General features: G+C 44.4%; 23 protein-coding genes and 1 riboswitch. Of the genes, 9 read left to right on the plus strand and 14 right to left on the minus strand.

Going from position 1 to position 20,357, the window contains the following annotated elements; translation table 11 throughout:
* Nucleotides 1-358: 358 nt before the first annotated feature.
* The gene (locus ACFQ1X_RS00845) at nucleotides 359-937 is read right to left on the minus strand and encodes a TerD family protein (RefSeq protein ID WP_144840576.1); all 579 of its coding nucleotides are present in this window, start codon (nucleotides 935-937) and stop codon (nucleotides 359-361) included.
* A 13-nt stretch (nucleotides 938-950) separates the two neighbouring features.
* The gene (locus ACFQ1X_RS00850) at nucleotides 951-1,565 is read right to left on the minus strand and encodes a TerD family protein (RefSeq protein ID WP_144840575.1); all 615 of its coding nucleotides are present in this window, start codon (nucleotides 1,563-1,565) and stop codon (nucleotides 951-953) included.
* Between the two features lie 375 nt (nucleotides 1,566-1,940).
* On the opposite strand from ACFQ1X_RS00850, the gene ACFQ1X_RS00855 reads away from it, so the two are divergent.
* From ACFQ1X_RS00855 to ACFQ1X_RS00875, 5 genes are all read left to right on the plus strand, one after another.
* The gene (locus tag ACFQ1X_RS00855) at nucleotides 1,941-2,879 is read left to right on the plus strand and encodes a glycosyltransferase family 2 protein (protein WP_144840574.1); all 939 of its coding nucleotides are present in this window, start codon (nucleotides 1,941-1,943) and stop codon (nucleotides 2,877-2,879) included.
* Nucleotides 2,869-3,264, plus strand: coding sequence for a GtrA family protein (locus ACFQ1X_RS00860; RefSeq protein ID WP_144840582.1), 396 nt, complete (start codon nucleotides 2,869-2,871; stop codon nucleotides 3,262-3,264). The genes ACFQ1X_RS00855 and ACFQ1X_RS00860 overlap by 11 nt, the downstream gene beginning before the upstream one ends.
* Nucleotides 3,265-3,282: 18 nt before the next feature.
* Nucleotides 3,283-5,868 carry a YfhO family protein gene (locus tag ACFQ1X_RS00865; RefSeq protein ID WP_144840573.1) on the plus strand — a complete coding sequence of 862 codons (2,586 nt, stop codon included), beginning with the start codon at nucleotides 3,283-3,285 and terminating at the stop codon, nucleotides 5,866-5,868.
* Between the two features lie 79 nt (nucleotides 5,869-5,947).
* A complete protein-coding gene (locus ACFQ1X_RS00870) occupies nucleotides 5,948-6,823 on the plus strand; it encodes an SDR family oxidoreductase (protein ID WP_144840572.1) in 876 nt (291 codons plus the stop codon).
* A 448-nt stretch (nucleotides 6,824-7,271) separates the two neighbouring features.
* Nucleotides 7,272-7,667 (plus strand): DUF2512 family protein, encoded by a 396-nt coding sequence (locus ACFQ1X_RS00875; RefSeq protein WP_144840571.1) that lies wholly within the window; start codon nucleotides 7,272-7,274, stop codon nucleotides 7,665-7,667.
* Nucleotides 7,668-7,702: 35 nt separating this feature from the next.
* Here ACFQ1X_RS00875 and ACFQ1X_RS00880 read toward each other — a convergent pair whose 3' ends face one another.
* From ACFQ1X_RS00880 to ACFQ1X_RS00890, 3 genes are all read right to left on the minus strand, one after another.
* On the minus strand, nucleotides 7,703-8,386 hold the full coding sequence (locus tag ACFQ1X_RS00880) for a YqjF family protein (RefSeq protein ID WP_379080950.1): 684 nt from the start codon (nucleotides 8,384-8,386) through the stop codon (nucleotides 7,703-7,705).
* 64 nt (nucleotides 8,387-8,450) lie between these two features.
* A complete protein-coding gene (locus ACFQ1X_RS00885) occupies nucleotides 8,451-9,275 on the minus strand; it encodes a manganese catalase family protein (RefSeq protein WP_144840569.1) in 825 nt (274 codons plus the stop codon).
* Nucleotides 9,276-9,297: 22 nt separating this feature from the next.
* A complete protein-coding gene (locus ACFQ1X_RS00890) occupies nucleotides 9,298-9,615 on the minus strand; it encodes a hypothetical protein (protein ID WP_144840568.1) in 318 nt (105 codons plus the stop codon).
* Between the two features lie 227 nt (nucleotides 9,616-9,842).
* Here ACFQ1X_RS00890 and ACFQ1X_RS00895 point away from each other — a divergent pair, with 227 nt between their 5' ends.
* Nucleotides 9,843-10,547, plus strand: coding sequence for a type 1 glutamine amidotransferase domain-containing protein (locus tag ACFQ1X_RS00895; protein ID WP_144840567.1), 705 nt, complete (start codon nucleotides 9,843-9,845; stop codon nucleotides 10,545-10,547).
* A 57-nt stretch (nucleotides 10,548-10,604) separates the two neighbouring features.
* Nucleotides 10,605-10,856 carry a hypothetical protein gene (locus ACFQ1X_RS00900; RefSeq protein WP_144840566.1) on the plus strand — a complete coding sequence of 84 codons (252 nt, stop codon included), beginning with the start codon at nucleotides 10,605-10,607 and terminating at the stop codon, nucleotides 10,854-10,856.
* An 83-nt stretch (nucleotides 10,857-10,939) separates the two neighbouring features.
* Here the strand turns inward: ACFQ1X_RS00900 and ACFQ1X_RS00905 are convergent, their stop codons facing one another.
* From ACFQ1X_RS00905 to ACFQ1X_RS00920, 4 genes are all read right to left on the minus strand, one after another.
* Nucleotides 10,940-12,127, minus strand: a complete 1,188-nt coding sequence (locus ACFQ1X_RS00905) for a S1C family serine protease (protein WP_144840565.1) — start codon at nucleotides 12,125-12,127, stop codon at nucleotides 10,940-10,942.
* Nucleotides 12,128-12,322: 195 nt separating this feature from the next.
* Nucleotides 12,323-13,726: an ATP-binding protein gene (locus ACFQ1X_RS00910; RefSeq protein ID WP_379080955.1), complete on the minus strand. Its 1,404-nt coding sequence runs from the start codon at nucleotides 13,724-13,726 to the stop codon at nucleotides 12,323-12,325.
* Nucleotides 13,707-14,387, minus strand: a complete 681-nt coding sequence (locus ACFQ1X_RS00915) for a response regulator transcription factor (RefSeq protein ID WP_144840564.1) — start codon at nucleotides 14,385-14,387, stop codon at nucleotides 13,707-13,709. Before ACFQ1X_RS00915 ends, ACFQ1X_RS00910 begins: the two co-directional genes overlap by 20 nt.
* A gap of 94 nt (nucleotides 14,388-14,481) precedes the next feature.
* Entirely contained in the window at nucleotides 14,482-15,495 is a 1,014-nt protein-coding gene (locus ACFQ1X_RS00920; RefSeq protein ID WP_379080958.1) for a GTPase, read from the minus strand.
* Nucleotides 15,496-15,626: 131 nt separating this feature from the next.
* Here ACFQ1X_RS00920 and ACFQ1X_RS00925 point away from each other — a divergent pair, with 131 nt between their 5' ends.
* Nucleotides 15,627-16,250: a flavodoxin family protein gene (locus tag ACFQ1X_RS00925; protein WP_144840563.1), complete on the plus strand. Its 624-nt coding sequence runs from the start codon at nucleotides 15,627-15,629 to the stop codon at nucleotides 16,248-16,250.
* 48 nt (nucleotides 16,251-16,298) lie between these two features.
* Here ACFQ1X_RS00925 and ribH read toward each other — a convergent pair whose 3' ends face one another.
* Genes ribH through ribE form a run of 3 tightly spaced genes read right to left on the minus strand, consistent with a single transcriptional unit; the run spans nucleotide 16,299 to nucleotide 18,051 of the window.
* Nucleotides 16,299-16,763, minus strand: coding sequence for a 6,7-dimethyl-8-ribityllumazine synthase (gene ribH / locus ACFQ1X_RS00930; protein ID WP_379080961.1), 465 nt, complete (start codon nucleotides 16,761-16,763; stop codon nucleotides 16,299-16,301).
* Between the two features lie 2 nt (nucleotides 16,764-16,765).
* Entirely contained in the window at nucleotides 16,766-17,404 is a 639-nt protein-coding gene (gene ribB, locus ACFQ1X_RS00935) for a 3,4-dihydroxy-2-butanone-4-phosphate synthase (RefSeq protein ID WP_144840562.1), read from the minus strand.
* Between the two features lie 14 nt (nucleotides 17,405-17,418).
* Nucleotides 17,419-18,051 (minus strand): riboflavin synthase, encoded by a 633-nt coding sequence (gene ribE / locus ACFQ1X_RS00940; protein WP_144840561.1) that lies wholly within the window; start codon nucleotides 18,049-18,051, stop codon nucleotides 17,419-17,421.
* Nucleotides 18,052-18,392: 341 nt separating this feature from the next.
* Nucleotides 18,393-18,558, minus strand: a riboswitch (FMN riboswitch).
* Between the two features lie 83 nt (nucleotides 18,559-18,641).
* On the opposite strand from ribE, the gene ACFQ1X_RS00945 reads away from it, so the two are divergent.
* Nucleotides 18,642-18,965: a CHY zinc finger protein gene (locus ACFQ1X_RS00945; RefSeq protein ID WP_379080965.1), complete on the plus strand. Its 324-nt coding sequence runs from the start codon at nucleotides 18,642-18,644 to the stop codon at nucleotides 18,963-18,965.
* A gap of 22 nt (nucleotides 18,966-18,987) precedes the next feature.
* Here the strand turns inward: ACFQ1X_RS00945 and ACFQ1X_RS00950 are convergent, their stop codons facing one another.
* Together ACFQ1X_RS00950 and ACFQ1X_RS00955 are read right to left on the minus strand one after the other, a co-directional pair.
* The gene (locus ACFQ1X_RS00950; RefSeq protein WP_144840559.1) at nucleotides 18,988-19,482 is read right to left on the minus strand and encodes a GNAT family N-acetyltransferase; all 495 of its coding nucleotides are present in this window, start codon (nucleotides 19,480-19,482) and stop codon (nucleotides 18,988-18,990) included.
* Nucleotides 19,483-19,526: 44 nt separating this feature from the next.
* Nucleotides 19,527-20,351, minus strand: a complete 825-nt coding sequence (locus tag ACFQ1X_RS00955; protein ID WP_144840558.1) for a metallophosphoesterase — start codon at nucleotides 20,349-20,351, stop codon at nucleotides 19,527-19,529.
* Nucleotides 20,352-20,357 lie beyond the last annotated feature (6 nt).

Here is a 20,357-nt window from a genome sequence, read left to right on the forward strand (position 1 = left end):
ATAAGCCGAGAATACCACTCGTCTTTGCTTCGTCGGCATTCGCCTGCTCCTTGAGCCGCGCCATCGCTGGGTAATTAACTTTATTGAAGAAAAATCTCCAAGATATGGAGCAAAACAGCGAAGACGCCCAGGGGGCCAAGCGAAGTGCTGAGATCCACTCGGGCGAAGTGCTGAGATCCACTCGGGCGAAGTGGAACGAGCCCGAGTTAGCTCAGTACGAGCCCCCAGGCAAGCGTAGCTGTTTTGCGGAATATCGGTTAGTATAGACTAAAATTAAATTCATTTATACTTATTTATTTCCCATCTTAATGGAGAAAAAAGCAAGGAGCCCAGCCCCTTGCTTTTTCAACTTGCCAGATTAGCTGTCGAGTCCAAAATCCTTGACCAGTGAACCGAGGCCGCCTTGATAGCCGCTGCCGATTGCATTGAATTTCCATTCGCTGCCGTGTCGATATAACTCCCCCACAACGATTGCTGTTTCAATAGAGAAGTCTTCTCCCAAGTCATAGCGGATCAATTCTTCATTCGTATCTTCATTAAGGATGCGAACATATGAATTGTTAACCTGCCCGAAATTTTGCGATCTCGTTTCACCATCGTGGATGGTTATCGCAAAACTCACTTTTTCAATTGAAGAAGGAATGGCAGAAAGATCAACTTTCACCTGCTCATCATCCCCTTCTCCTTCGCCTGTGCGGTTATCGCCTGTATGTTCCACAGCCCCGCCAGCGCCTTTTGTATTATTATAGAAGACAAAGTCAGCTTCTGATGCGGCTTTGCCATTTGCATCCAGAAGGAATACCGATGAATCGAGGTCGAAGTCCTGTCCACCGTCATATTTATTCGTATCCCAGCCCAGTCCAACGACTACTTTGGACAAGCCCGGATTGCTTTTTGTCAAATCGACTTTTTGTCCTTTAGATAAATTGATCGCCATTTACAAACACTCCTTAAGCATATTTATTGGCAATTGAACCAATATCAGAATCTGTCGTGCTTTCCCCTACTGCCGAGAATTTCCATTCACTGCCCTGGCGGTATAATTCGCCAGGAATAAGAGAAGTTTTACCGGAGTAATTTTCTGTCAGGTTATAATGAACGAGTTCTTCTTTGGACTGATTGTCCACCAAACGGATAAAGGCATTTTCAATCATCCCGAAATCCTGTTTTTTCTGCTTGGCGTTATAGATGTTCACTACAAAAATCAAACGATGAATCGATGGTGAAATGCGCTTCAGATCGATATTGATGGTTTCATCATCGCCTTCTCCTTCACCGGTAAGGTTGTCACCGGAATGAACAACACTGCCATCACGGCTTTGTTTGTTTCCAAAATAAATCAGGTTTTCTTTGCCGGCGAGTTTTCCGTTTTCATCAAGCATGATGACAGATGCGTCACAGTCAATGTCGGAACCGCCTCCACCGCCGCCAAGAAGCGCACTTAGGAAGCCGCCGCTTTTCTTCGTTTCTATAGGATCCCATCCAAGTCCGACCATGATGCTTGATAGAGATGAACGTCCTTTTGTCAAATCAATCTTCTGACCTTTTACTAAATTGATACCCACTCTTAACACTCTCCATTCATCTTTATGTATTCTATAGTTAATACTATTTGTATATGCGGAAAATTTCAATTCTAAGGGTCGGGTGGCCTGTAAAGATGCGCACTCTTTCCAAGCTTAAACCTAGCATCTTCCAAATTCTGTGTCAATCAATTTAAGCGGAATTTTCTGAAAAAAGAATTTGGCTCACCATTTTCCAGCATCTCTTATTGTATACGCGCCAATGTTGATAAAGTTTCAAAGAAGGTTTATATTTTATAGTTCAAAAGACGCCAAATCTTCAAAACCCCATTCTATTTTGCACATATTTTTTCTGCGTTCCGGGTATATATCGCAAGGGGATATTTTTCATCCATTATTACAGAGGAGAGTTCAAACATGAAGTTGATATCAATTATGGTTCCAGCTTACAACGAACAAGAAAATATCTCTTCCATCCATGAAGAATTAGTACAGGAACTCGAAGCAGTTCCTTATAGATACGAAATATTATTTATCAACGACGGCAGCCGTGACGGCACATTAAAAGAAATATTAAAACTTGCTGAACAATATAATTACGTGAAGTATATTTCCTTCACCAGAAATTTCGGAAAGGAAGCTGCGATTCTTGCAGGACTGAAAAGAGTGAGGGGAGATGCCGCTATCCTGATGGACAGTGATCTCCAGCATCCGCCGATACTCATTTCAAAAATGCTGCAAGGTTTCGAAGAAGGGTATCACCAGGTTGTTGCCAAACGAACTCGGACAGGCGATCCTAAAGTGCGCACATTCTTGTCTGGTTTCTATTATAAATTGATCAATTCGATTACGGATGTCGATCTTGCTGATGGCGAAGGCGATTTCCGGTTGATAAGCAGAAAGGCGATTGACTCTCTGCTGCTGCTCAGCGAAAACAACCGATTTTCCAAAGGTTTGTTTTCGTGGATCGGGCTGAGCAAGATGACCATTTGCTATGACAATGTTCTCCGAGAAGGCGGCTCTTCCAAATGGTCGTTCGCAAGCCTTATCAATTACGGCATCGATGGCATCATTTCGTTTAACACAAAACCATTGCGGATTTGTTTCTACACGGGCTTTATCGTTTTGTTCCTTTCGCTCGCCTACATCGCCTACACCTTTTACGAGATTTCACAACGGGGCGTCACCGCACCAGGTTACTTCACGACAATTACGGCCATATTGGTGCTCGGCGGCATTCAGCTGATCAGCCTCGGTGTACTCGGGGAATACATCGGCCGCATATATAATGAAACAAAACGCCGGCCAAATTTTCTGGTCGATATCAGCAATGTGGATGAATATGATGAGTCTTAAATCGCTGAATACCGAGTTTACACGCTTCCTTTTTGTCGGTGTCATCAATACCCTGAGCTATTATTCGATCTACTTGATCCTTCACAACCTGTTTTCACTGCCCTATATGATTGCTCATATTATCGGCTTTCTCATCAGCCTCAATGTGTCGTTTTTCCTGAACACTTACGTAACTTACAGAGTAAAACCCACTTTAAAAAAGTACTTATATTTCCCTCTTACCCAAGTTGTCAACATGACGGTTTCGACTATCCTGATTTTCATATTTGTCGAGTACCTGAAGTTAAACAGTAACATTGCGCCATTTGCCGCGGTGATTTTCACAGTTCCCATCACTTTCGTCGTTTCCAGTAAAATTATGAAAGATCCCGTAAGACAGAAATAAGAAAAAGTCGGTGAATTCATGGTAAAAAAATATCCATCCTGGGTGCTGTTGGCTTTCAGCTTTGCGCTGGCCATCCTTGCACACGGGGTGTTCCTCTATCAATGGACACAAGGGCAGTATATGGCTGGCATCAACGATGGCTTGTCACAAATGATGCCATTCAAACATCTTCTGTATGAACAATATACAAACGGGGAATTTTTCTATTCCTTCGATTTCGGGTTGGGGGCCGGCACTTTCAGCGAACTGGCTTATTATTTTTCAACTTCCATCGTATTTCTGTTGACTATTCCTTTTGTCTGGTTTTTGGAAATGACCGGGCTGATCGATGCGCCTGATGTCCTGTTCTGGGCCAACGCCGCAGTGTTTATCAGCGCCCTACGCATGAGCCTTGTACTGTTCATCACCGCCCGCGTTTTCATCTACACGAAAATCCCTTACTGGCCATCATTGATTGGAGCTTCTGTGTATGCGATATCCGGAATGTATTTCCGTCATACCGTATACTGGGAATTTTTTGCCGATGCATTTTTATGGCTTCCATTGCTTGTGCTAGGCACCGAGAAAATTCTGAGGGAACAAAAACCGGGCTGGTTTCTGCTCGCTGTGTCCATTTCGTTTTTCGATAATTTCTATTTTGCCTATATCAATTTCCTGCTGGTCGGCATCTATATTCTGTTCCGGCTTTTCATTCCGCTGACTGACGCGGAAAAGGACAGAAAGAAAAAAATCATTACTTTCCTGACAGCCGGAGTTATCGGTTTCGGAATCGGCGCTGTAAGTTTCATACCGGCAGTTTATGCCTACCTGAATAACCATCGCCCCCCTTTTCAGCAGGATATCCCAATTTTCGAGCCTATTGACAATATTCTTTACTCAAGCCGTTACATCATTTTGCCGGCGCTGTTTGTGCTGTTCCTGTTCACTTTCCGTTTTTACCGCAATAAAACATTCCGCTTATTTGCATTAATAGGAATTGCCGGAGTGCTCATGCATTTGAGTCCACTTGTCAGCAGCATCTTTAACGGCTTTTCCGCTCCGCAATACCGCTGGGAATATTTTATTTCATTTGCAGCAGGAGGAGCGATAGCCAGTGGATTGGGCATGCTGTCCAAAATGTCACAGCGCGGCTTTTTCATTACGGCAGCGCTGACCGGTTTCATCTACGCCATCTATGCGCTATTGGATCCGGCTTTCGAATTCGACTGGGTCGAAACAGGCTTGGTCATTGTCAGCCTGTTGGCTACAACCACTGCTGTTTGGGCAGCCCTCCATTTCAGCGAAAACATGGGCCCAAAAATCATTGGCGGCGTTCTCATTGTGTGGCTGATCGTCTTCGCAAATTTTTACCAGTCCGAAAAAATTCTGGAGATGGGAGATGTTTGGGAGGTCAATAAAGAATTGATTACGGGTGAAGACTATGACGATCCTGAAATCAATCGCTTGCTGGAAGAAATCCATGCCCGAGAAAACGATGGGATGTACCGGATTGAATGGATGCAGGGTGTCCGCAATAATACACCGATTGTCCAGGATTTTCAGGGGCTTAGTGCATATTCGAGTATATTGAATCAAAATCTTCTCTATTTTTATTTATACGATCTGGAAATTGATATGCAGCGCGAAAGTGTCAGCCGCTACGCGACGCTCGGCAACCGTGCGAATCTCTTCAGCCTGGTGCGCGGTAAATATATTATCCGCTCCACCGATGATACGAATATTCCTTATGGCTTCACTGAAATTCTTGCTTCTGAAAACTATCTGGTATATGAAAATGAAAATGTGCTTCCATTCGCCAGAGGGGCAACGGAGGTATATCAGGAAGACAAATTGACCATGCACCCTCCCCTTGCACGTGAACACGCCATGCTGAATGGCATTGTGCTTGATACAGAAGAAGAAGGAAGTCCGATTCAAGTGACGGGAGATATTACGTCAAAGTTCACCATCGAAGAAAAGATGGCACGTTATGAGGATGGGGTTTTGGAAGTCACTGGTGAAACAGGCGGCATTGATCTCGTGTGGGCAGATCCAACAGACGGTCCCGGCGACCTCTACGTTTCTTTCAAACTTGTAAATACAGCAGCTGACGAAGGTTTCGATCTGTCAGTCAATGACTATGTCACTTCACGAAAATCAAACGATTCCGTTTATAAAACTTATGTGGATGACCTGACGCTGCGTGTACCTTCCCAGGAAAAAGTGCGTATCCGCTTGCCTGAAGGGCGTTATTTTTTGACGGAACTTCAATTGTTTGAAGAGGATTACGAGGCACTCAACCGGGAAGCAGCAGAAACTTCCGGTGTGCAAGATTTAAAAATCGATGGCAGCAAAGTGGAGATTCTTTACGATAATGATCAAAGGGATGAATATTTATCCGCCGTCATTCCTTACGAACTCGGCTGGAGCGCTACTGTAAATGGCGTTAAAACAGACGTCTTAAAAGCAAACTATGCTTTTGTCGGTGTCCCGATTGAAGAAGGTGAAAATCGTATTATCTTTTCCTATCGTCCCCCGTTTTTTGTCCCTTCCTTAATCACAAGTATCCTCGCAATCTTTATTGGGATATTCTGGGTTTTCAGAAGGAAATCAGCAAGACAATGACGGCTTCTCCCACGTTTAGCTGAGACACTATCGGGAATAGGAAAGTTATGGAATTATCTATTACTCAGGAGGAGATATTATGGCTGAAGACAAATACGAGAAAATTGACGAAGCAATTGACCCCCAGGAGCAGGAACGCCAGCCGGGATTCGAAAAAAACATGGATCCCGAACCGATTTACGACGACAAAGATTATAAAGGTGCAGAAAAGCTGAAAGGTAAGACTGCATTAATCACAGGCGGCGACAGCGGCATCGGACGGGCTGTGGCTGTAGCATTCGCGAAGGAAGGTGCCAATGTTGCGATCGCCTATCTGGATGAACATGAAGATGCCGAGGAAACCATGAAAGTCGTTGAGTCATACGGCAGCAATTGTGTGAAATTCGCCACTGACCTTAGTAAAGTCGAAAACTGCAATCAGCTGATTGTGGATGTCATTGGGGAATTTGGTCAATTGAATGTGCTGGTCAATAATGCCGGCAAACAATTTCCACAGGATGATTTCCTGAATATTTCTCAGGAGCAATTAATGGAAACATTCGAAACGAATATTTTCTCCATGTTTTATTTGACTCAGGCTGCAATTCCGCATATGAAAAAAGGTGACTCAATTATCAACACTTCATCGGTCACTGCTTATCGCGGCTCTTCTTCCCTGATTGATTATTCGGCGACAAAAGGCGCCATTACAGCGTTCACCCGTTCGTTGTCTGAAAATCTGATCGACTCTGGCATCCGGGTCAATTCGGTTGCCCCAGGCCCAATCTGGACACCGCTGATCCCTTCAACTTTCGGTTCGGAAAAAGTGGGTGAGCACGGCGGAGACACGCCGATGGAACGCCGCGGGCAACCTGCTGAACTTGCGCCAGCTTATGTATATTTGGCGTCCAAAGATTCCACTTATGTTACCGGCCAGGCTATTCACGTAAATGGCGGAGATTATATCAGCTCTTAATGGATAAAAACCCTCGTGATGAGGGTTTTTATTCAGCTTGTTGAGAAAGTAAAAATGAAAACCGATATTCCGCAAAACAGCTTCGCTTGCCTGGGGGCTTGCGCTGAGCTAACTCGGTCTCGTTTCACTTCGCCCGAGTGGATCTCAGCACTTCGCTTGGTCCCCTGGGCGTCTTCGCTGTTTTGCTCCATATCTCAGATTGCTTTTTCTAAAAACATCCACTTTTAAGCCAGTTTCAAGAAACAAGTATTCCGATTTTACCTTGAACCCGAGTGAAGTGTCCGTCTAAAGCGAAATAATTTGAGAACTGGACAGTTTCTCGACAGCCTGGATAAAAACCCTCGTGATGAGGTTTTTATTTTTTCATTTCCTCTCAATTCCAGGCTTCTGCTGAATAAAATCGGGTATACAGCAAATAACTATAAATATAATCCGGGAGGTAATTCAGATGAAATATATTGAGGCTTTTCTGATGAAGTTTGCCATGGTTTTTTCGGTTATTTTCGTTATTCTGGGACTGGTTTACGGAGTTGGACTTTTTGACATGTTCATCTTGAGTATCGTTATTACAGTGCTTGGATTCGGCGGGGATTTGATCATCTATCCGAAGACTTCCAATAAAGTGGCGACAGGCGGAGACTTTGTTCTCGTTTTCCTGCTGGTTTGGCTGTTGGGAATGTGGCTCATTGAAAATCCTGGTTTCTCTCTGATTATGCCTGCTCTTTACACTGCAATTGTTGTTGCGGCAGGCGAGTGGTTCTTTCATATTTACTTGACGAAGCGTGTCTGGGGACAAAAAGAAACGTCTCATACCACACAGCATGATGAACCAAGACAATCTTAAGAAAAGCGATATCCCTGGAACTCAAGCTCCAGGGATTATTTTTCGATTATGGGCGGATAAAAACTGACATTTTTCATATCTGCATAATGAGCCATCGGACTTTTATTGGAAAAGTTAATACCGAGATATGGCGCCATTGTATTTTCAATGATTCTTCCTTTAATGTATTTCAGCTTCCACGAATCATGTTCTATATCCAGCCGCAGTAAATGCTGGCCAGGCTTTGTCCAGAGACAATAGCGTTCGGTCAGCCATTGTTCCAAATTGGTCGATACCGCTTGTTCTTCTGAGATACTGTATTTCAGAGAGATTTTTTCTGATGGCATCGCTTTTTCAACCGTCCGGCTCTTAAACAAAATTTTGTTCGGTTTCTTTCTTAATGCCATCTTCGCTTTCCGATAAGGCAAAAAATTTGCGAAAGACGCAATTTCAACTGCCATTTTGCTGTCTGCATCCAAACTGAAGAAATAGACGCCGCTCCTATTTTTATATTTGACATAAGTCCTGACATTCACTTCAAGGAAATTAGCGGATCCCGGTATCGGAGGTAAAAATCGTGGTCTGGTTCCCTTGGCTTTAAAAAGGACAATACCGACCCATGCCTGATTATCGTAAAGATCCAACTCCAGTTCTGCCGGAACATAATACCGGATTTTTGCCGGGTCAACCGGCCAATGGAGAAACAAAAGATCACGCCATGTCTGTGTCATCATCCACATTCCGTTCACCTTCCTTTTCATCCCCCATTAAAAGAAGCCTCTTCCGCAAAAGAGGCTCCGTCATTTATTTCTTATCTTCTCCTGGCAAAGAGTCATGAGCTTGAGGCGGTGCCGGTTTCAGTATCGGCCGCTCACCAAATGCTTTTGGCTGCTCATATTTGAATTGATGTCCATCAGGAGCTGTTTGGCCCACCCATGGCAATTGCGAACTTTCTTCGCCTTCTGAATTATTGTAAAGGGTATGTGAAAACTCTGTAGCTTCCCATTCAGGCGGGACAGTTGAAGGAACGATTACTCCTTCTTTGGATTCCAAATCTCTGATGGAAGCAATCCACTGGTTCTGGTGCATCGTATCGCGGGCAATCAGGAAGGACAGCATGTCTTTAACGCCTTTATCATCAGTCAGGCTATAAAGACGTGCTACTTGCAAACGGCCTTGAGATTCAGCATTTAAGTTTGCCCGGAAGTCAGCGAGTAAATTTCCGCTCGCAATGATATAGTTGCCGTTCCAAGGGAACCCCATGCTGTCTTTAGGCGCCGCTCCAAGTCCGGTAACAATAGCATGCTGAGGGTTCATTCCCCCTAAAATTGCTCCAATAACCGGATCGCTCGCCGCTTTTTCCTGTTCATACACTGGTGCACCTTCAAGTAGACGTGCGATCATAGTAGCAAGCATTTCTACATGTCCTATTTCTTCGGTACCAATATCCAGCAGAAGATCTTTATATTTTTCATTTCCTCGTGTATTCCATCCCTGGAATAAATATTGCAGGAAAATCGACATCTCACCATACTGGCCACCTAATACTTCCTGGAGTTTTTTCGCGAAGACCGGATCCGGAGCATCCGGTTTAGCATGGTACTGAAGCTCTTTTTTGTGGAAAAACATATTAGCACTCTCCCATCAGTTTTTAGTTTTTGTCGGAATTAATTTTTCCTCCACTATCACTGGAACTATCTTTAGGATGTCCGCCATCATAATCTGAGGCATTTCCGCCTTCATTAAAAGAATTGTCTTCAATTTCATCCTTGCCTTCCTGACGCCTTGCATATTCTTCTCCATTTTTTATGCGGCCATCGCTGTCGTGTTTACTGTCTTGCGGCTGTCCGCCATCGTAGTCCGAGGGGTTTCCCCCTTCATTAAAATCTTTTTTGTCCGATGAATCATCGTCTTCGTTTTGTTCCATTCTTTCCGGATCGAGATTACGCTCGTTCTGTTTATCAGTCATCACGGCCTCCTCCTTCAAAAATTTTACATACATTGTTTGAATACCCCGATAAGAGTGAATAAAACATAGTTATTTGATATTAGGATATAAAAATGACTGGAATATATTTTCCCCTCTCCATTTTTAATCCAATTGGTATAAGTGGGACTTCTTGAAGAAGTGTTTCAGTATTGCGTTGAAGGGTAAATGAACAAATAGATAATCCAATTCGCAAGGAGGAAAACAGCATGGCAAAAGTTTTAGCCGTTCTTTCAGGTGGATACACAGATGAAGAGAATAATTACGTAACAGGATGGTGGGCGGAAGAATTATTCTCTCCAGTCATGGAGTTGGAAAAGGAAGGGCATACGGTCGGTTTGGCAACATTGCTCGGCGGCAAACCGGTTGTCGATCCAATCAGCCTTTCAGAAGATTATGATCCTGACGGAGAATATAAAAAATTATATGAATCGGGAATCGCCGATAAAACCACGCCGCTTGTCGATGTCAAAGCGAGTGATTATGACGCTATTTTCATCGTAGGCGGACACGGAGCAATGTTCGATTTGGCACATAGTGAAGAACTTCATAACATGATCAATATCGTTTATGAACTCGGCGGCATCGTTTCCGCAGTTTGCCACGGCCCCGCTCCGCTTGTCTATACGAAAACCAGGGAAGGGCGCCCTTTGCTGGAAGGCCTTGATGTGACCGGCTACCCGAATGACAAGGAACCGGAAGAGGTCCAGGGCTTGCTTCCTTTCAGCCTGGAAGACGAATTGAGCAGAATTGCCAATTACTCAAAAGCCGAAGACCAGGATCAATACGCTGTTTGGGCAAATGATCGTATACTGACAGGGCGCGATCCCCATTCATCCGAGCTCTTTGGCAGAGAACTGGCGAAAGCCCTAACCCGTCGCGAGCTCGAGCAGGAAGAGAAGTATTTTGATTAAACCCTTCCTTCCTCGGGTATATAGAAAATAACCATTAAGAACGAGGAGGCATAAATTGTGAATGATAAAAATCAGAATGATCCACAAAATCAAAATGATATAAACCAGAATGAACCACAGGAACGCGAAGAATATATGAGAGACAGCACAGACAACCTGGACCGTCCACCTGAAAAAAAAGAAGGATTGGAAGCACCAAAAGTAAAAGAAATGAATAAAATCAAAGTCGGGGTAGCCATCTTCGTCGTTATTGTACTGATCATCCTTGGTTTAGGAATCGGTTTTGATTTATTCGGTTTGATGGACTGACAACTTTTTCGACAATAATATTTATAGACCAAAAAAAGCTCTCCTTTGAAAAGGAGAGCTTTTTTGATAAATATAATATTTGTTTACATTCCTTCTGTTAACTTAACTTCTGCTTCCATTAATTCTGCTCCGCGATAAAATTGGACTTTCAAAGTATCGCCCACTTCCGCTTTTGTATACAGATATTGGCGCAGGTCAAGCATCGAATCGATTGCATCTCCGTCTATTTCGACAATGACGTCACTTTGCTGCAGGCCGGCAGCTTCTGCACCCGACTCTTTGGCAACTGATTCGACTACAACACCTTTTTCCAATTCAGCCGGTAAGTTCAATTCACTTTGCCGAATTGGAGCCGGTACACTTTGCAGGTCCAAAATGGATACGCCAAGTGCAGGTCTTTCAACTTCACCTTCTGTTTCCAAATCTTCGATGATTGGAATAGCTGAATTGATTGGAATCGCCAAGCCGATGCCTTCGACTGCATCCTGAGCAATCTTCATCGAGTTAATCCCGATTAATTGACCTTGGCTGTTGATCAAAGCTCCTCCGCTGTTTCCTGGATTGATGGCAGCATCAGTCTGCAGTACTTCTGCCTCCCAGTCTGCTGTTCCATCTTTGTTAATGTCTACCGGGATCGAACGTTCAGTCCCTGAAATTACTCCGGTAGTTACGGATCCTGAAAATTGAAGTCCCAGTGGGTTACCGATAGCGATGACTGGTTCTCCCGCTTGCAAGACCGAAGAATCTCCGAATTCAATGACATCTTTGATGTCGGCAGAAGCTGTTTTCAATACTGCCAAGTCTGTCAGCGCGTCTGTGCCAAGAACTTCTGCATCAATTTCAGTTCCATCAGACAATGTGACTTTTACTTGTTCAGCGCCTTCAACAACATGGTTGTTTGTGACGATGTAAGCAAAATCACCTGTTTTTTTATAGATGACGCCTGATCCGGCACCTGCAGGCTGAAGGTCATTGGTATTATTCTGGCTGAATGAACTTTGCTGCCCACTTTGTAAGTTCGATACTCCGACAACTGATTCAGAAGTGGCATCCACAACTTCCGTCACGTCTGAAGTGAAGACTGACGAAGCGTTTTCCAGTCCACTGACGTTCTCCGTTTGCTGCGTTTGCTCAACCATTCCCTGCTCAGTGTCTGTGAAGCCCGGCAGTACTACGCCGACAAGGACCGCCCCTGCCAAAATCCCCGTGAAGCCTGACGCAAAATTGCTTTTATTCTTTTTCTTCGGTTCTGTTGAATTATAATAACCCATTTTAATTGCCTCCTGATTTTTGAGTTTTCTTCTATTTTCGAGCAACCGGCTCCCATAAAGGCAATCCGTTTTGCTGTTAAATAAAGAATATCAGGGAATTATGAATAAACTATGACCGAAGAATTAAATATCATAGAAACTTTAAATCTTTAAAGAAAGCAAAAAAAAAACACAAAAGCGGCAATCGCTTCTGTGTCATTTTTCATCAGGGAGCCGGATAACGAATTTTGTTCCTTTGCCCTTTTCACTCTCCACGCGGATTTCGCCGCCATGAAGTTCCACTAATTGTTTGACGATCGACAGCCCTAGCCCGAATTGGCCGCTGCCACGCGAGACATCGGATTTGAAGAAACGGCGCCAGATCAAATCTATTTCCTCCACGTCGATGCCTGTGCCCGTGTCTTCCACTTCAATGAGGGTGTAGCCGGGTTCTGAGAATGCACTCAGACGGATTTCCCCGTTCTCTGTAAACTGGATACTGTTTTTCACGATATTCGTTAGGACTTGTATGATTCGGTCCATATCCACAAAAACTTTTTGGCCTTCGGGCGCATTAATCAGAATCGTATTGCCTTTTTCCGCAGCCAGAAATTCCATTTGCTCCTGAATGATTTCCAGCAATTCCTGCGTTTCCACTGTTTCCTTCAGCAAAGTCACCTGATTGGATCGGATTTTTTCATAATCCAAATTTTCATTGACCAGCCGCATCAGCCTTTTTGTTTCCTCACTGACAAGGCGAATACCCCGTTCCCGCTGTTCTTCTTCGATCATATCGCTGCGCAGACCTTCAATTACCCCGGCAATTGTTGTCAAAGGCGTTCTCATTTCATGAGAAACATCAGCCATGAATTGGCGTCGCCGATTTTCGAGGCGATCGATTTCTTCATTGGATTCCTGCAGTTTGGCAGTCATTGCATTAAAATCTTTCGCAAGATCACCAAATTCATCATACCCGGCTTCAGGAAGCTCCACATTATAATTTCCTTCGCTGACCATTGCTGTCGCTTTCCGCATTTTCTGCAGCCGGCTGACATGCCTTTTGGACAACAGATAACTCAGCAGAAGCGCAATCGCCAGAGCTGCCAGCATGGCTGTCAGCAAGGTCCGGTTCAATTCAGAGATCATCTCGCTTGTGCCGCTGACGGGGGAAGCCAGCAGCACGCCTCCCGCCAGCTGATTGCCTTCAACATACGGCAGGGCAACAAATGTTACCGTATTTTCAAAACGTTCTACGTCCCGGTTGACGACCACTGTTTCGCCCCGTTCAATCAGATTCCATTCTTCCGCAGTCAATTCAACAGGCGGGAAAGCTTCCGATATCGGATATAGGATGCGGCTTTGCTGGTCAAAGACGATAAAGTTTATATTCTGTGCCTGCAGTATAGAGACATATTGCTCAAGATTGGCTGCCGGACGCGGCCCTTCCAGATCCCTTAAGATTTGCTGCCCAAAACTCTCCAGCTCATCCGCTTTATCCTGATACGCGAAATCTTCGACATAACGAACAAAAAGGAGACTGAGGATCAGAAAAGATATCAGCAGAATGCTGAGATGACTGCCCATCAATTGATAAAAATAATTAATCCGCCTGTTCTTCAAATTTATAGCCAACTCCCCAAACGGTGTGGAAATACTGGTCACCGCCGGTTATTTTTTTTCGAATCCGTTTGATGTGGACATCAACGGTTCGCTCATCCCCATAAAACTGATAGCCCCAAACTCTTTCCAGCAACTGTTCCCGGCTGAATACCTGTTTCGGGTGCTGCAGCAGGAACACCAGCAGATCATATTCCTTCGGCGTTAGATTATCGACAACGGAACCGTCCTTCATCACTTCACGGGTTGTTTTATCCACCCGGAAATGTCTTGTTTGAATTCTGTCATCCGCAACCTCCGCTGTATGGGACCTTCTTGTAACCGCTTTTATCCGCGCCATCAGCGTCAGCGGGCTGAAAGGTTTCGTCACGTAATCGTCCGCGCCCATTTCAAAACCGATGACCTGATCCGATTCACTGTCTTTTGCCGTCAGCATAATTATCGGAATCTGGTCGCCCAGTTCCCGGATCTTTCTGCAGACGGTTATGCCGTCCATTCCCGGCAGCATCCAGTCCAGGATCAGCAAATCATAGTCATTCTGCTTATATTTATTGAACCCCTCGATTCCATCCGAAGCAAAATCACCAATAATCCCTTCTTTCGAAAAGAACAATTCCAGCATCGTACTGACGCTCGGATTATCTTCTACAACCAAAATACGCATCCCAGACCTCCTCCACCTTTATGTAATAAAGTTAAAACACTGTCGTGCGTTAAGCAAGTAAAAAAAAGCCGCTCCTATTTGAGCGGCTCTGTTTTCAAGCTTTTTTTGCCTTCATCTTATATTTTTCAAATAATTCACCGATAAAGTCATAATCAATGGCAATATTATTTTCGTATGCATATTTCACTCCATAGCCCAATGCGACGGTCATGGCTGTGGCCACTGTGCCGCCAATGACCGAGCCCGCTCCGGGAATGAACTTCAGCGCCTGCCTGTAAATCGTGTGGCCGACTGTCTGAGTTGCCGTGATGACAATCATATCCTTCGCAGCTTTTTTGGTTAATGGCTTATCGTATAATTTCGAAAGCTTGATGATCAGACCTACTTGAAGGGATGTCAGCGGCACAACGTCCGATCCCGGAATCGGTGATGCACCGATAATTCCGGCGGAAACACCGGCACCGACAATCCACCTTGTAGCTGCGGAGGACTTTTCTTTCATGCTTTTGGCAAAAAGCAGGTCTTTACCTTTTTTTTCAAGGATCACAAGAATTTCCCGTTTCAAATCTTCCAGGTTTTCACCTGTCTTTGAGGAGATTGGAATCACTTTGTATTTGTTATTCGTATGATTTTTTACGAATTGGATAAGTGAAGGGATATTTTCAGCTGCATCGATTTTGTTCAGGACAATCAGGATGTCCTTGTTGTTCTTTTCGATGGCGGTGAATTTCTCCTTTTCACTATCGGAAAATACGGTTCCCGCAGCGTTCAGGAAAAACAGTACAACATCCGATTTCTGAACGAATTCGAGTGTCTTTTTCGGATTTTCATCATTTGGATCATTCAGCCCCGGTGTGTCCATGAATTTAATATTCTCAAGGCCATGCATATTGTATGGATCGACACTGACCGTTTCGCCGGGCATAGGGTTTGTGCTCGCTATGTCTTCCCCGATGATTTTATTCACCGTTGAGGATTTTCCTGCGTTGACTTCCCCGATCAACGAAATCAGCAAATCCTGTTCCAGCATATCGTTAACTTTCTTCATCTCATCTTCAAACATCTTATTCATTGTTTGCATTACTTCATCTTCAAACTTTTTCACCAAATCCAGCCGCCCCCTTAAAGATATCTATCCTTATTATAATCGTTCTATCCATTACAAACTATTTTAACACTAGGAGTAAAAATTGGTGTACAGGGAATAACAAGTATTATCAGTAAAAAAGGAGTGTTCGAATGCAGAACTTAAAAGCTTTATTTCTCAATACTTCATTAAAAAGCACGACAGAACCTTCCCATACGGAAGGCTTCATGGAAGATGTGAAAGTACACTTTAATCAGCTCGGAGTGGAATCGGAAATTGTCAGACTGGCGGATTATAATATTGCCTATGGTGTCCAGGCAGATATGGGGGACGGCGATGAATGGCCGAAAGTGTACGAAAAAGTAATGGCAGCCGACATCCTGATTATCGGCACTCCCATTTGGCTCGGCGAAAAGAGCTCGCTATGCACACAGGCGATTGAACGTCTATACGGCAGCAGCAGTGAAACCAATGACAAAGGACAGGCTGTTTTCTACAATAAGGTCGGGGGAGCTATCGTAACCGGCAATGAAGACGGAGCCAAGCATTCAGCCGCTTCCATTCTTTACGGACTTTCCCATATCGGTTTCACTATTCCGCCGAATGTTGATGCCTATTGGGTCGGCGAAGCGGGACCTGGTGATTCCTATATGGATGCCGGCAGAGACAATGATTTTACCAAGTCAACAATCGAGCGTCTTGCCTATAATACGTATCATTTTGCGGGTATGTTGAAAAACAACCCGATTCCCGCAGAAGGCAACACATTAGAATAGCTAAAAGCCCGGAATCTGGATTCCGGGCTTTTTTTAGATTAAATTCAGTTACAGTTTTTTCATCAGATTTGCCATTTCAATTGCACCTGCTGCAGATTCCCAACCTTTGTTGCCAGCTTTTGTTCCGGCACGCTCAATGGCTTGCTCGATGGAATCCGTTGTCAGCACACCGAAAATTACCGGAATCTCGGATTGATCACTCGCACGGGAAACGCCTTTTGCCACTTCGCTGCACACAAAATCAAAATGCGGAGTTGCTCCGCGAATTACTGTTCCAAGTGTAATGACGGCGTCATATTTCCCGCTGACAGCCATTTTTTTTGCGACCAACGGGATTTCGAATGCACCGGGAACCCAGGCGATTGAAACGTCTTCCTCATTGACGCCGTGGCGCTTCAAAGCATCTTCTGCTCCGCTTAATAATTTTCCTGTAATAAATTCATTGAACCGGCCGACAACTATGCCGATTCGTAAGCCTTCTCCATTTAAATAACCTTCATAATGTACCGTCATTTTCATTCTCCTTTTTGGCTGTGGTTTGAAACAGCTTCCTGAATTTTTTGCTGATATGAAACAAGATCTTTTATTGTTAGAATGCCCAGCTTCAGTCTTTCGGCCACTGTAATCAGGTCAGGAACTCTCGCCATTGTGCCATCCGCATTCATGATTTCACAGATAACCCCCGCCGGAGCCGATCCCGCCAGTTTTGCCAAGTCGACAGCAGCTTCTGTATGCCCTGTTCGCTCAAGGACGCCTCCGTCTTTTGCAATTAACGGGAAAATGTGGCCTGGGCGCTTGAAGTCCGAGGGTTTTGCACCTTCCTGCACCATACTCAGAATCGTATGCGAACGTTCAAACGCGCTGATCCCTGTTGTGGAATCTTTATGATCTATGCTGATGGTGAAAGCAGTACCATAATCATCCGTATTGTTATCGGTCATTAAGCCGACTCCAATTTTTTTTGCAAGCTCTTCAGTAACAGGCACACAAATTAAGCCGCGGCCTTCGGTAGCCATAAAGTTGATGATTTCTGGTGTAGCGTGTTCACCCAGAGCGATGAAATCACCTTCATTTTCACGGTCTTCATCATCGATGACGATGATGGCTTTTCCCTCTTTCAAGTCCTTCAGCGCTTCCTCTACTGTATAAAACAAAATTATGCCTCCTTCTAGAATCCTTGTTCAGCCAGCCAGTTTCTGGACATGCCGGGTTTTTCGGCCTGTTGGATTCTTTCTGTATACTTCGCCAAAAGATCACATTCGATATTTACGCGTTCACCGATTCCTTTTTCACCAAGCAATGAATCTTCCCTAGTAGTGGGAATCAATGAAATTGTGATTGTATTCTTGTCTACCGAAAATACTGTGAGGGAAGTGCCGTCTACGCATACGGAACCTTTATGCATCATAAATTTCATAAGAGACGGATCCAGCTCAATAATTTTTGTCACGGCATTCGACTCTTTTTTTACTGAGCGAATAATTCCCACTCCATCAACATGGCCACTGACAAAATGGCCGCCGAAACGTCCTGTTGCAGGCATTGCCCGTTCGAGATTGACGCGGGAGCCGGTTCGCAGCTCCGACATCGTCGATGATTGGACGGTTTCCGGAATGACGTCGACTGTAAAGGATTTTTGATCATATACGGAAACAGTCAGACAGACGCCGTTGATCGATATGCTGTCTCCTCTTTTGATATCATCCAAGATAAGAGAGCAGGCAATCGTCAATTCCATAGCCTGGGGTTTTGCGCGAAGCGCTGTAACATGTCCCATTTCTTCCACAATTCCTGTGAACATTCAGGCACACTCCTCTATTTGGTTCTGGACTCCGTACTTTACTGCTGGTGTTTCATAAAATGGGTTTTTTTCCACCATGGGGCGAATGGGTGGTGGGGAATGAAATGCAGAGTAGCTTGAAGATGTTTTTGAAATTACCGATGTGCCGGTCTTCTTTTCACGAAATATGGACAGACAGATTCCAGGCATGCCCAAATATCCCCCTATTTTGAGGGAGTGAGGCTGCTCCTTTGTGTTTCGAGAGTCAGAAATGAAAAACCGCTGGTGTATTTTGTTTAAATTCATAAAATTGCTCCTTCCGATTCGGTAATCGAAAAGAAGTGGCACATAACAAATCAGAGTGAATTCTTCTCCCATCCAGACTTTAACTGTCGGTGCCGGATTCTCACCAGCTCCACCGTCAGCGGAACGGGCAACTGCGTTGCCTTTTCCGCTGACGGGTCACGGACTTACAGCAGGGCGCTGTTCACCGCCGGTAGGGAGTTTCACCCCGCCCCGAAGAATTCAATTCGATTATTTGTCTATTACATAGTAGCATAGGAATTAATAAGAAAACATCTATTCATATTCTCGAACCCGGGAGGTTTACTATGGCTCATACCATGACAGTTAAAGGGTTGGACGTCGATCCGGAAACCCGCTGCAGGCATTATCATTCAGCAATTGACAGGATTGCCATTAAATTTTATTGCTGTGGAGAATATTTTCCATGCTTTGAATGCCACGCGGCTGTTGGTTGTGGACACCCGCAAGTTTGGCCGAAAGATAAGTTTGCTGAAACAGCAGTACTTTGCGGCTCCTGCGGAAATACGCTTTCAGTCGAAGAGTATCTTCAATGCTCTTCTACATGTCCCCATTGCTCGGCATTGTTTAACCCTGGATGCAGTCTACATAAACATTTATACTTTGCATAGAAAAAAAGCAGGAACAGACAACTTATGTCTGCTCCTGCTCTTCAATTCTCATTGACATCACGATCTGTTCACCGCTTGTGCGCATGTAGCGTCTGCCTGTATCTTCGAAACCCGCTTTTTCAAAAAGCCTTTTCGCAGGCTTGTTTCTGGCGTTCACACCGAGTACGACTTCGGTGAAAGACGGGAATTCACTGCGCAGAAATTCCGGCAGTGCATAAATTGAACCGGTCGCAATTCCGCGTCCCTGGTATTTCGGATTGACTGAAAACCCCCGGAGCAATAAAGCATTGGGGTTGTTGGAGTATTTTTTCCGATCTTCTGATTCATCGAGTTCCAGAAAACCTGCCGCCTCGTTTCTTACCTGAATTATTACAAGGTGTTTTAACGGATTCTCTTTATCCCGTTCAATGATATCCTGCGGCATTCCTGAAAATTGCAGCTGATCTGAAGGCAGTTCATAATCTACTGACATTTTTGTATCATATAAGCTGAGGGAAATTTCATTTTTACTTATCATGTTTACTCCCCTTTCCGAAACCTCGATGTGTCTGCCGTCATATTCTACTCCTGTTTCAATGTAACTGACACCACTTCCGGCCGATTCAGAATGCGAAATGGAAATCCACTGTTTCCGAGCCCGCGGCTTAGGACCAATTGTGTATCATTTTGTTGAAAAACGCCTTCGGTCATTCTCGGAAACCAGCCCTGTCCTGGTGCAAATACTCCACCAATTCCGGGAATCTGTACTTGGCCTCCATGTGCATGACCCGAAAATACAACATCAATTCCATTTTCCGCATAGACGTCCAACAGCTCAGGGCGATGCGCAAGCAACAAAGTAAAATTATTTGAAAGCCCGGCTTCCGTGATCGCCATATCCGTATAGTCGTAATCATGATAATAAGGGTTTATCAACGCATCGTGGACACCGGCTATCTGCACGGTTTCACCATCGACTTCCCAATCAACTGTTTCGTTTTCAAGATAGCTCACTCCGCGTTCAACCAATGCCTCTCCAATTTCATCAATCTTATTTGAAGCCACTTCATGGTTGCCCGTTACATAATACACTTCGCTCATTTCCACCAGCGCATCTATTAGAATAAGGGCAGCATCCAAATCATATCTGTTGCTGTCAATCAGATCTCCTGTGATGAAAATGGCATCGGGCTTAGCATCTTCCACTTTCTTTATCAACGACTCCTGGTTTTCGCCGAATGTGGCATTGTGCAAATCGGAAACCTGGACAATCCTTTTGCCATCAAACGCGGCAGGCAGCTCTGCTGATGAAACTGTATAATCTGTAGTTTGAATCCAATTATTGCTCCCCCATAAAAAAACCATGACCGCTGCTGCAAATATAAATATTACAATTAACTTTTTCATTTAATC

Origin of the sequence: Metaplanococcus flavidus (assembly GCF_042675885.1) — a bacterium.
In the GTDB taxonomy this organism is placed as follows: domain Bacteria; phylum Bacillota; class Bacilli; order Bacillales_A; family Planococcaceae; genus Planococcus; species Planococcus flavidus.

What these genes read in the sequence shown, in the direction of transcription:
- ACFQ1X_RS00845 (WP_144840576.1), bottom strand. Translation starts at nt 937, where the DNA reads ATGGCGATCAATTTATCTAAAGGACAAAAAGTCGATTTGACAAAAAGC.
- ACFQ1X_RS00865 (WP_144840573.1), top strand. Translation starts at nt 3,283, where the DNA reads ATGGTAAAAAAATATCCATCCTGGGTGCTGTTGGCTTTCAGCTTTGCG.
- ACFQ1X_RS00955 (WP_144840558.1), bottom strand. Translation starts at nt 20,351, where the DNA reads ATGAAAAAGTTAATTGTAATATTTATATTTGCAGCAGCGGTCATGGTT.
- ACFQ1X_RS00885 (WP_144840569.1), bottom strand. Translation starts at nt 9,275, where the DNA reads ATGTTTTTCCACAAAAAAGAGCTTCAGTACCATGCTAAACCGGATGCT.
- ACFQ1X_RS00890 (WP_144840568.1), bottom strand. Translation starts at nt 9,615, where the DNA reads ATGACTGATAAACAGAACGAGCGTAATCTCGATCCGGAAAGAATGGAA.
- ACFQ1X_RS00950 (WP_144840559.1), bottom strand. Translation starts at nt 19,482, where the DNA reads ATGATAAGTAAAAATGAAATTTCCCTCAGCTTATATGATACAAAAATG.
- ACFQ1X_RS00915 (WP_144840564.1), bottom strand. Translation starts at nt 14,387, where the DNA reads ATGCGTATTTTGGTTGTAGAAGATAATCCGAGCGTCAGTACGATGCTG.
- ACFQ1X_RS00905 (WP_144840565.1), bottom strand. Translation starts at nt 12,127, where the DNA reads ATGGGTTATTATAATTCAACAGAACCGAAGAAAAAGAATAAAAGCAAT.
- ACFQ1X_RS00875 (WP_144840571.1), top strand. Translation starts at nt 7,272, where the DNA reads ATGAAATATATTGAGGCTTTTCTGATGAAGTTTGCCATGGTTTTTTCG.
- ACFQ1X_RS00895 (WP_144840567.1), top strand. Translation starts at nt 9,843, where the DNA reads ATGGCAAAAGTTTTAGCCGTTCTTTCAGGTGGATACACAGATGAAGAG.
- ACFQ1X_RS00855 (WP_144840574.1), top strand. Translation starts at nt 1,941, where the DNA reads ATGAAGTTGATATCAATTATGGTTCCAGCTTACAACGAACAAGAAAAT.
- ACFQ1X_RS00860 (WP_144840582.1), top strand. Translation starts at nt 2,869, where the DNA reads ATGAGTCTTAAATCGCTGAATACCGAGTTTACACGCTTCCTTTTTGTC.
- ribH (WP_379080961.1), bottom strand. Translation starts at nt 16,763, where the DNA reads ATGACGGTACATTATGAAGGTTATTTAAATGGAGAAGGCTTACGAATC.
- ACFQ1X_RS00880 (WP_379080950.1), bottom strand. Translation starts at nt 8,386, where the DNA reads ATGTGGATGATGACACAGACATGGCGTGATCTTTTGTTTCTCCATTGG.
- ribE (WP_144840561.1), bottom strand. Translation starts at nt 18,051, where the DNA reads ATGTTCACAGGAATTGTGGAAGAAATGGGACATGTTACAGCGCTTCGC.
- ACFQ1X_RS00925 (WP_144840563.1), top strand. Translation starts at nt 15,627, where the DNA reads ATGCAGAACTTAAAAGCTTTATTTCTCAATACTTCATTAAAAAGCACG.
- ACFQ1X_RS00870 (WP_144840572.1), top strand. Translation starts at nt 5,948, where the DNA reads ATGGCTGAAGACAAATACGAGAAAATTGACGAAGCAATTGACCCCCAG.
- ACFQ1X_RS00945 (WP_379080965.1), top strand. Translation starts at nt 18,642, where the DNA reads ATGGCTCATACCATGACAGTTAAAGGGTTGGACGTCGATCCGGAAACC.